Source organism: Streptomyces himastatinicus ATCC 53653 (genome assembly GCF_000158915.1).
GTDB lineage: Bacteria > Actinomycetota > Actinomycetes > Streptomycetales > Streptomycetaceae > Streptomyces > Streptomyces himastatinicus.
Genome location: NZ_GG657754.1, coordinates 3,073,501 through 3,082,943 on the forward strand (window position 1 = coordinate 3,073,501; position 9,443 = coordinate 3,082,943).

Here is a 9,443-nt window from a genome sequence, read left to right on the forward strand (position 1 = left end):
TGCAGTTCTCCGGCACCGCCCTCGCGGGTGAGAACGGAGGCGAGGAGCGAGATGGCGAGCGCAGCGGGGGAGCAGCCAGCCGGACCGCACACCGGTGGCGCGGCGCAGTTCGTACCGCATCGGCCAGGCGGGACCGGGGAGCCGGAGCCTGTGGAGCACCGCGGCGATGAGGCCTCGGGGTCACGGGCGCGGGCCCCCGCGGGGGTCGCGGGTCCCAGGTCGGCGGACTCCTCGACCAGCCGGTGCACCACGATGCCGTGGCGGTAGGCGGCCTCGCCGACGGAGGCGCTGGGGAGGCCGTAGACGGAGATGCGGGTCTCGTCGTCCCGCACCACCGAGAACGGGTCGGCGACCGCCTCCTCCTCGGCCTCGGGATCCGCCTCGAGCGCCACGGCACTCGCGGGGGCCGCGGAGCCGGACCCCGGGACAGGAACGGGGACGGGCACTGCCACGGTGGCGGGCTCGGCGTCCGCCTCGGACGCGCTCACTCCCGCGGGTGCGGTGTCGCCCTCGGCCTCCGTCTTGTCCTTGGTGCGGCCGAGGCCGCTGAACCTGGACTTGGCCATGAGCTTGATCCCGGCCTTGGCCTCGCCCTCGGCCGCGGCCTCTTCCGCCTGGGCGCGAGCCGCCGCTTCGGCCGCCGCCGCACGCTCCGCGCGCCGCTCGGCCGCCGCCGCCTCCCGGGCGGCGTGCGCCTCCTCCTCCAGGACGGCGGCCAGCCGGCCGGCGAGCGGTGAGCGGACGACGACGCGGGGGCGCAGCCGGGTACGGGCGAACTCGTCGACCGCCTGATCGGCCACCAGCCGGCCCTCTTCCAGTGTGAGAACGCGGTCCGCGACGCGGGCGACACCTTCGGCGTCCTCGGTGGTGATCAGCACGGCGCCGCCCTGGTCGGCGAATCCGCGCAGCAGCCCGTTGAGCCAGTCGGTCTCGCGGACCGACAGACCCCGGGCCGGTTCGTCCAGCACAAGGGCGTGCGGGTCTCCGAGCAGCGCGGTGGCGATGCCGAGGCGGCGCTCCATCCCGAGGGCCAGATCGCCGAGGCGCTCGTCTGCCAGATCCGTGAGGCCGACGACGTCGAGGACGACATCGGCGCGCGCGGCGGGCACCCCGGCGGCGGCGCCGAGCATTCTCAGATGACCGCGCACGGTGCGCCCCGGATGACCCGGGACATCGTCGAGGAGGACGCCGATCTCACGGGCCGGGCGCCGGATGCGGTGCAGGGGGCGGCCCCGGAAGAACGCGGAGCCATGGCCCCGGTCGAGCTGGAGCAGCAGCCGCAACGCGCTGGTCTTCCCGGCGCCGGGACCACCGAGCAGGGCGGTGACACGGCGCGGCGGGGCCTCGAAGGTGAGATCGTCGATGGCGGGCGCGTGGTTGCGGCGGCGGGCGCTGGTCAGTCCGGTGGCCTGGATCATGGCTTCTCCCGCGGGGCATGGAACCGCTCGGTGGCACGTGGGGACTGGTGACGTACCGGAGCACGGTAACCCGCTATGTCCTATTTCGTCGGCACATACACCCCCTGATGAGTCGTCGTGTCACGGGCCGTCATACCTCGGGACGAAGCATGGGCGGATTGAGCAGCGTGGCACCCCCGGCCCGGAAGAGCTGGGCGGGGCGCCCGCCCTGACGGGTCGTCGTGCCCCCGGTGGGCACCAGGAATCCCGGGGTTCCGGTGACTTTGCGGTGGAAGTTGCGCGGATCCAGGGCCACGCCCCACACCGCCTCGTACACCCGGCGCAGCTCGCCGACCGTGAACTCCTGCGGGCAGAAGGCGGTGGCCAGCGAGGAGTACTCGATCTTGGAGCGGGCGCGCTCGACGCCGTCCGCCAGGATGCGGGCGTGGTCGAAGGCGAGCGGGGCGGCCAGGTCCGCGTCCCGGCTGAAGGCTCCTTCCTGGTCGAGCAGGGACTCCACCGGGGCCCAGCGGACGCTGTGGGCGTCACCCCCGGGCCGGGGGGCGGGCAGGTCGGGAGCCAGCGCCAGATGCGCGACGCTGACCACCCGCATCCTGGGATCCCGCTTCGGGTCGCCGTAGGTGGCGAGCTGTTCGAGGTGCGCGGCGTTCGGCGGGACAGGGAGCGCCGGGTCATGGGCGTGCAGCCCGGTCTCCTCGGCCAGCTCCCTGGCCGCGGCGGCGGTCAGGTCCTCGTCGGCGCGCACGAAACCGCCGGGCAGCGCCCATCGCCCCTTGAAGGGTGGCTCGCCACGACGAACGGCCAACGCACACAGCGCGTGCCGCCGCACGGTGAGCACGACCAGATCCACGGTGACGGCGAAAGCCGGGAAGGCCGATGGGTCGTAGGGCATGACACGATCATAGTCGTCTGCCTGACGATAATCAGGCCGTTGAGCATGATCGGCGATGTTCCGGAAACCGCTCTCCCAGGCGTTTTCCCGTTCGGCCTTCGCACCTCCTTCCGTATGGGGCGATCACTTTGTGGCGTTCCTGACGGCCCATCCGGCGCCGCCCGTGGTCAGCGGCGGCTGCGCGTGCCGCGCCCGCCCGACCTGCGCCGGGTCCGGGCCCTGCCCTCCGGCCGCCGCCTGGCACCGGACGCGCCGGGTCCGGTGGGGCCGCCCGGTCCGGTGGTGCGCACGGGCCATCGCCGCCCGGTCCGCTCCGGATGCCCTCCGCCGTCCGCCGCCGGGGGTTCCGCACCCGCTGGCTCGGGGGCAGTCCCGGCGGCCGCGCCGTCGAGCCGCCGCAGCTCCTCGTGGACCGCGGCGTGCACCGCCTGGTCCGCACCGTCCCGGCGCAGACACTGGCGCAACAGCTCGGGATCGAGCCCCTCGTTGCACGCCTGATGGAGCAGCTTGGCGAAGAGGTAGTGCGGATCGACCCGCAGCGCTCGGCCGAGCGCGACCCGGGCCGAGGGCTCGTCACCGGAGGACCAGGCGACCCAGCCGGCAAGGGTGAGCGGGGCCGCGGCGTGCTCCCCGTACGAGCCGACGCAGCGGCGGGCCAGGGCGCGCCACAGCCGCAGTGCCGCCTCGGCGTCCGGCTCCTCCATCCACTGGGCGGCCCGGTCGCGCGCCATCCGGTCCTGTAGCCCGATGATCACCGAGGCGGCTTCCTCGTCGTCCAGCAGGCCGTCGTCGCGGGCATCGGCCGCGCCCGGGTCGGCGATCGGCGGCGCGCCACCCAAGCGGTCCATCATCCGGCGCGCGAGGCCCAGGGTCTCCTCCCGCACGGCGGCACAGTCCACACCTCCAAGGATCTTGGGTACGAGCCGGTTCCCGGCCATGTCCAGCGTCCGCTCCTGCCCCTCGGCGCGGGCCCCGGTGAGCGGGGCGAGCCTGGCTTCCATCTCGCGCAGCGAACCGCGCACATGCACCCCCGCGAAGGTCGCCGCCGCGGCCATCACCGAGGTGCCCGGCATGGCGAGCGGCACCCCTTCCGGCGGACAGCAGCGCCGGTCGGGGCAGACATACGACCAGAACCGGCCGCCGGAAAGGCACAGCGCCTCGAAGACCGGCACCTCGAAGCCGCCGCACGCGACGCGCAGACGCTGTGCGAGGGGCCGCAGGCGCTCCATCACCTCCCGCCCGGACTCGCCCTCGGCCGGTTCCTGGCACAGGAACAGCACGATCCCGTCGGGCCGGTCGCCCCGCCGCTCACTGCCCCCGATCAGGCATTCCGCGAGCTGATCGCACACCTCGGGCCACTCCTCGCGAACACGGGGGATGCCGATCCGGAGTCTGCCGCCGAACCGGCCGCGCGGTCCGTGCAGCGCGATCATCACCACGCTGTCATCGGGGTGGAAGCCCAGAACGTAGGGCAGGGCGTCGGCCAGCTCGGCGGGGCTGCGGAGGGTGACCTGCTCCTCGCCGGACAGACCGGCCGTGTCGTTGTCTCGAGTCATGACCCGACGGTCCCTCAGCCCGGTCGGCTCCGCCAGCCCTGTGGATAACGTTATCCACAGGCTGCGGGCCCCGCTCGCGCGTTGTCGGGGGGATCGGGTTGCATGGGGGCATGAGCGACGAAGACCTGCGTATCTCGGCCGACCGCGTCCTGGCCCGCCTCGTCGGCGACACCACCGGTTCCGCACGGCTGCGGGAGGATCAATGGCGGGCCATCGAGGCGCTGGTCGCCGATCGCCGCCGGGCGCTGGTCGTGCAGCGCACCGGCTGGGGCAAGTCCGCGGTGTATTTCGTCGCGACCGCGCTGCTGCGCGAGCGCGGCAGCGGCCCGACCGTGATCGTCTCCCCGCTGCTGGCGCTGATGCGCAACCAGGTCGATGCCGCGGCGCGGGCCGGTATCCACGCCCGCACCATCAACTCCTCGAACGCCGAGGAGTGGGACACCATCCAGGCGGAGGTGGCCGCGGGTGAGGTGGATGTGCTGCTGGTGAGCCCCGAGCGGCTGAACAACCCGGACTTCCGCGATCAGGTGCTGCCCCGGCTCGCCGCCGCCACCGGGCTGCTGGTCGTGGACGAGGCACACTGCATCTCCGACTGGGGCCATGACTTCCGGCCCGACTACCGCAGGCTGCGCACCATGCTGGCCGACCTGCCCCAGGGCGTGCCCGTGCTGGCCACGACGGCGACGGCCAACGCCCGGGTGACGGCGGATGTGGCCGAGCAGCTGGGCACGGGCGGGCGCGAGAAGCCGGGCGACGACGAGGGGAGTGCGCGGGCGCTGGTGCTGCGCGGGCCGCTGGACCGGGAGAGCCTGAGCCTGGGCGTGCTGCGGCTGCCGGATGCGGCGCACCGGCTCGCCTGGCTCGCCGACCACCTCCATGAGCTGCCGGGCTCCGGGATCATCTACACCCTCACCGTCGCCGCGGCCGAGGAAGTGACCGCGTTTCTGCGGCAGCGCGGCCACACCGTCGCTTCCTACACCGGCAAGACCGAGAACGCGGACCGCCAGCAGGCCGAGGAGGATCTCCTGGCCAACCGGGTGAAGGCGCTGGTCGCCACCTCCGCGCTGGGCATGGGCTTCGACAAGCCGGACCTGGGCTTTGTGGTGCACCTCGGTTCGCCCTCCTCTCCCATCGCCTACTACCAGCAGGTCGGGCGCGCCGGGCGCGGTGTGGAGCACGCCGAGGTGCTGCTGCTGCCGGGCCGCGAGGACGAGGCGATCTGGCGCTATTTCGCCTCGCTCGCCTTCCCGCCCGAGGAGCAGGTGCGCCGCACCCTCGACGTCCTGGCGGCAGCGGACCGGCCGGTGTCCCTGCCCGCGCTGGAGCCGCAGGTCGAGCTGCGGCGGTCGCGGCTGGAGACGATGCTCAAGGTGCTCGACGTGGACGGGGCGGTGCGGCGGGTCCGTGGCGGCTGGACGGCCACCGGCCGGCCCTGGACCTACGACGCCGAGCGGTACGCCTGGGTGGCGCGGCAGCGCGAGGCGGAGCAGCAGGCGATGCGCGACTACGCCTCGACGGCCGCATGCCGGATGGAGTTCCTCCGGCAGCAGCTGGACGACGAGAAGGCGGCGCCCTGCGGTCGCTGTGACAACTGCGCGGGGGGCCCGGTTCCCCACCGAGGTGTCCGACGCTTCGCTCGACGCGGCGCGTGGCGAGCTGGGGCGGCCCGGTGTGGAGGTCGAGCCGCGTCGCATGTGGCCGACCGGGCTGCCCGCGGTCGGCGTCGACCTCAAGGGCCGTATCCCGGGCGGGGCGAACAGGCCGCGGCCGGGCGGGCGCTCGGCCGCCTCTCCGACATCGGCTGGGGAAACCGGCTGCGTCCGCTGCTCGCGCCGCAGCTCCGGACACCCCGGTCCCCGACGATGTGGCGAGCGCGGTGGTGACCGTGCTCGCGGACTGGGCCAAGGGCCCCCGGGCGGATGGGCGTCGGGGGCCCCGGACGCACCGGCCCGTCCGGTGGGGGTTGTCTCGATCGCGTCGCACACCCGGCCTCAGCTCATCCAGAGCCTCGCGGAGCGGATCGCCGCCATCGGCCGGATGCCGCTGCTGGGCACCGTCTCGTACCACGACACCGCGGTGGATACCCATGTGCCGCGCACCAACAGCGCGCAGCGGCTGCGGGCGCTGCACGGGGCGCTGACCGTGCCGCCCGCCCTGGCGGCGGCCCTCGCCGAGGCCGGTGGCCCGGTGCTGCTCGTCGATGACCTGGCTGACACCGGCTGGACGTTGGCCGTCGCGGCCCGGCTGCTCCGCCGGGCCGGTGCGGCCGAGGTGTTTCCGCTGGTCCTCGCCGTGCAGGGCTGAGCACGGCGGTGGCTCGGAGAGGGGTGAGGAATATAGGAGGCACATAGCCGCAAACCGGCCAGGAGTGCCAACTGCTCATTGCCGCGCACGAGCGCTTGCCGCAAGAATTGTCAGAAGCTCCCCGCGTCGGCCCTCTCGTGGTCCTGACGGGGCCGTGTCGTGGTGTGCGCCCGCGCCCGACCCTCGCACGGACCATGGGCGCGCAGACGAAGGGAGGACCGTGACCTTCGGCTTCGCTCCGCCACCGTCCGCCGACCACGCTGTCCGGCTGGGCCGGACGCTCGAACCCGCCGAATGGGCCGCCGCCGGCATTCCGCTGCTGCGCAATCCGCGCGAGGTCGTCCTCGGGCTGCACAGCCGCCATCTGCCGACTCCCTCGACGGCCGTCGTCGCGGTCCTCGACCCGGAGGAACGTCTGACGGCAAGCGCCTCGTTCAGTCAGCACGGCTCCGCCGCACCCGACGGATGGGCGTTCCGCAACGCGCTCCTGGCGCAGCTGCGCCGGGTGATACCGCACGATCTGCGGCGCCGCTCACCGATCCGGACCGCCGTGCTGCTCTACTGCCGCGAGGGTGAGAGCCGGTGGACCGAAGAGGACGGCGCCTGGATGTGGGGCCTGCGGGACGCCTGCACCCTGCACGGGCTGCGCTGTGGTGCGTACATCACGCTGACCCGGGAGGGCTGGCAGGTCCTGGGAGAGGGGCGGGGCGGCCGTCGGCCGCACTCCGCTTCGCTCCGGACCACTCTGGGGATCGCCCCCGCACCCGATGGCGACGCGGCGCCCCTGCCCCGTCCCTTGAACGGGACACACGAGGTGCTGCACCGCTCAGCGGCCGTGTGACCGCCGACCGTCCGGACGCCGGACAGCTCCGTGACGTGCGTCAGGGGCTGCCGGGCACCGGGCGTACGGGAACTGCGGAATCAGACGCCCGCGGTCATGAGGGTGTTGATGCGCTGCGGGTCACCGCAGACGATCAGCAGCGCCGAGGCACGGCTCATCGCCTGGGGCAGTGCGCCGGCCACGGCATCGTCCGCCCCGCCGTTGACGGCGACGACCACGACCGAGCGGCCCTTGGCGCGGTCGGCGTCCGCGGCGGCGTAGAAGACGTCGTCACCGGCGTCGTGCTGCGCCCAGTAGGACGCCTCGCCGAAGGACAACTCGTGGGCCGCCCACGGATGCTGGTCTCCGGTGGTCAGCACCAGGATGTCGCTTGGCGCCCGGCCGGAGTCCAGCAGCAGGTCGACCGCCTCGTCCGCCGCGTCCAGGGCGCCGTCCACCGAGGCGGGGATCAGCTGGATCTGGGGCGCGGCCGTCGAGGCGGGGGCAGTCTTGGCAGCCGGGGCCGTCGGTGCGGTCGGCGCAGGCTTCGCCGCATCACTCGTGGTGCGCTGCGACGGAGCCGACGAGGTCCCGGCGGAACCACGGTTCGGACCGGGGCTTCCGGGCCGCCGCGGGGCGGGCCGGGGGCCGGGACCAGGGACAGGACGAGGGGTCGGCGCGGTGCGGCCTGCGGCCGGTGTCGCGCGAGGACCCGGGACACTCTCGTGAATCTGAGGCTCCTCGGGGATGAGAGGCATGGGCTGATGTCTATCAAACGTCGGTGCGAGTCGCACCGGCGGGTGGTGGTTTGGACCGTTCGGTCTGCTCAGAAGTCGAAGCCGAGTTGGCCGTCGACCCCCAGCTCGGACGGTTCAGGGGTCGTGCGCACGCGCTTGAGATGCCGCCAGCGGGGCAGCCCGTCCAGGTAGGCCCAGGACAGCCGGTGGTGGGGCGTGGGCCCCTGGTCCCGCAGGGCGGCGCGGTGCACGGGGGACGGGTATCCGGCGTTGTCCCCGAACCGGAAGTCCGCGTGTGCGCCTCCCAGTTCGGCCATCAACGCGTCCCGCCGCACCTTGGCGATCACGGAGGCGGCAGCGACGGCCACACAGGACTGATCGCCCTTGATGACCGTGCGGACCCTCCAGGGAGCGCCGAGGTAGTCGTGCTTGCCATCGAGGATCACCGCGTCCGGACGGACGGGCAGCCCCTCGAGAGCCCGGGTGGCGGCGAGCCGGAGGGCGGCCGTCATCCCCAGGTCGTCGATCTCCTCGGGCGAGGAGTGACCCAGGGCGTGCGCGGTCACCCACGACTCCAACTCGTGCGCCAGCTCCGTGCGCCTCTTGGGGCTCAGCAGCTTGGAGTCCGTGAGCCCGGTCGGCGGGCGCCGCAGACCGGTGACCGCCGCGCAGACCGTCACCGGGCCCGCCCATGCCCCTCGCCCGACCTCGTCGACACCGACGACGATCTTGGCTCCTGTCGTGGCGCGGAGCGAGCGCTCGACACTGTGGGTGGGCGGTTGGTAGGCCATGGCGAGGACAACATTACGCCGCTCACCCGGGCGACGTGTACCCGGATCAGGCGCTGCGCCCCCGGGTGGCCGGAACGGGTCCGGCCACGGACGGCTTCGCCGCCCCTCCGTACCCAACCGGACGCGGCGCGGGGGCGATTCGGCGGTGCGGCGTATCCGGCCGTGATCTGGGACGGCACTCGGTGCCGTCCGTCAGTCCGCCGCCGGGATCCAGGCCGGGAGCGGCTCGGTGAGCTCCTGCCATGCGCGAGGCGGTGCGCCGCGAGAACCGGACGCGACCACTCCGCCGGCGATCGCGCAGGTGGTGTCTACGTCGCCGCCGGCCTGCGCGGTCGTCCAGAACGCGTCTTCGAAGGAGCCCAGGTGCCGGGCCGCGGCCCACAGCGCGAAGGGCACGGTGTCGTGAGCGCTGGTGCGGCGGCCGCACCCCAGCACCGCGGCGACGGTACCGGCGTCCGCGTAGTCCAGCATGTCGCGGGCGCGCCGCAGCCCCGCCTGGACGGCGCTGCGCGGGACGGCCTCGACCACCCGGTCCAGCAGGGCCTCCGGCCCGCCGTGGCCCGCCGGGTCTGCCACCACGGCTGCCGCCGCGGCGACCGCCATCGCCCCCGCCACGGCTTCCCGGTGCTGGTGCGTGGTGTACGCGGAGATCTCGGCCTGATGCGTCGCCTGCTCCACGTCCCCGGCGTACCAGGCGCCCAGCGGAGCGATCCGCATGGCGGCGCCGTTACCCCATGATCCTTGCCCCTGGAACAGTCCGGCGGCCAGATCGCGCCAGTCGGCGCCCTCCCTGACCAGCCGGAGCATCCGGTTCACGGCGGGGCCGTACCCGCGGTCGAAGTCATGGCGCACGGCGAACGACCGGGCGAGGTCGTCCTGGTCGATCCGGTCGTGCTCGGCGAGGATGGCCAGCACGGAGCAGCCC

General features: G+C 73.8%; 7 protein-coding genes and 1 pseudogene. 2 read left to right on the forward strand and 6 right to left on the reverse strand.

Annotated features, from left to right (window positions below; genetic code table 11):
- The 3 genes from SSOG_RS12440 to SSOG_RS12450 form a co-directional block, all read right to left on the reverse strand.
- Positions 1-1,418: ATP-binding cassette domain-containing protein (locus tag SSOG_RS12440; RefSeq protein ID WP_009714571.1), on the reverse strand; the 1,418-nt coding region annotated here is incomplete at its 3' end.
- 130 nt (positions 1,419-1,548) lie between these two features.
- Positions 1,549-2,310, reverse strand: a complete 762-nt coding sequence (locus SSOG_RS12445) for an NUDIX hydrolase (protein WP_009714572.1) — start codon at positions 2,308-2,310, stop codon at positions 1,549-1,551.
- Between the two features lie 167 nt (positions 2,311-2,477).
- Positions 2,478-3,866, reverse strand: a complete 1,389-nt coding sequence (locus tag SSOG_RS12450) for a DUF4192 domain-containing protein (RefSeq protein WP_009714573.1) — start codon at positions 3,864-3,866, stop codon at positions 2,478-2,480.
- A 110-nt stretch (positions 3,867-3,976) separates the two neighbouring features.
- Between SSOG_RS12450 and SSOG_RS12455 the strand changes: the two are divergent.
- Positions 3,977-6,170: pseudogene (locus SSOG_RS12455) on the forward strand (RecQ family ATP-dependent DNA helicase).
- Positions 6,171-6,390: 220 nt separating this feature from the next.
- A complete protein-coding gene (locus SSOG_RS12460; RefSeq protein WP_009714575.1) occupies positions 6,391-7,011 on the forward strand; it encodes a hypothetical protein in 621 nt (206 codons plus the stop codon).
- An 80-nt stretch (positions 7,012-7,091) separates the two neighbouring features.
- Here SSOG_RS12460 and SSOG_RS47555 read toward each other — a convergent pair whose 3' ends face one another.
- The 3 genes from SSOG_RS47555 to SSOG_RS53495 form a co-directional block, all read right to left on the reverse strand.
- Positions 7,092-7,748 carry a hypothetical protein gene (locus SSOG_RS47555; protein ID WP_009714576.1) on the reverse strand — a complete coding sequence of 219 codons (657 nt, stop codon included), beginning with the start codon at positions 7,746-7,748 and terminating at the stop codon, positions 7,092-7,094.
- 68 nt (positions 7,749-7,816) lie between these two features.
- Positions 7,817-8,518 (reverse strand): ribonuclease HII, encoded by a 702-nt coding sequence (locus SSOG_RS12470; RefSeq protein WP_009714577.1) that lies wholly within the window; start codon positions 8,516-8,518, stop codon positions 7,817-7,819.
- 192 nt (positions 8,519-8,710) lie between these two features.
- A partial coding sequence (locus tag SSOG_RS53495) for an ADP-ribosylglycohydrolase family protein (protein WP_063631561.1) occupies positions 8,711-9,443 on the reverse strand: 733 nt, incomplete at its 5' end.